Annotated in this window: 1 pseudogene; it reads right to left on the bottom strand. The window is 76.0% G+C overall.

From position 1 onward, the window contains the following. Positions 1-114 precede the first annotated feature (114 nt). A pseudogene (locus KVT14_RS20235) lies at positions 115-300 on the bottom strand (YggT family protein); the annotation flags it as partial.

Genomic DNA, 300 nt, shown 5'->3' with positions numbered 1-300 from the left:
CCGCCGACCACCTCGGGCCACCGTAGCGGACATTCCGGTTTATGCACGCGACCCGGTCGGCGGGGCGTGCGCGGGTGCCGGACACCGGGCCGGCGTGCTGCGCGCGGGGCCGCGTCATGCGGCGAGCGCGCCCAGCAGCGAGAGCAGGAAGGAGCAGCCGAGCATGAGGACCAGGAACGCCAGGACCAGGCGCACGGAGCCCAGGGTCAGGGGCGGGATCACCCGGCGCAGCGCGCGCAGCGGCGGGACGGTCACCGAGTAGGTGATCTCCGCGTCCACGAGCGCGGCACCGCGCGGGCG

The organism is Cellulomonas sp. GbtcB1, assembly GCF_019091725.1.
Lineage (GTDB): Bacteria > Actinomycetota > Actinomycetes > Actinomycetales > Cellulomonadaceae > Cellulomonas.
Note: the sequence above shows the minus strand (reverse complement) of the source record. Positions and strands in the feature narration are given on the sequence as shown.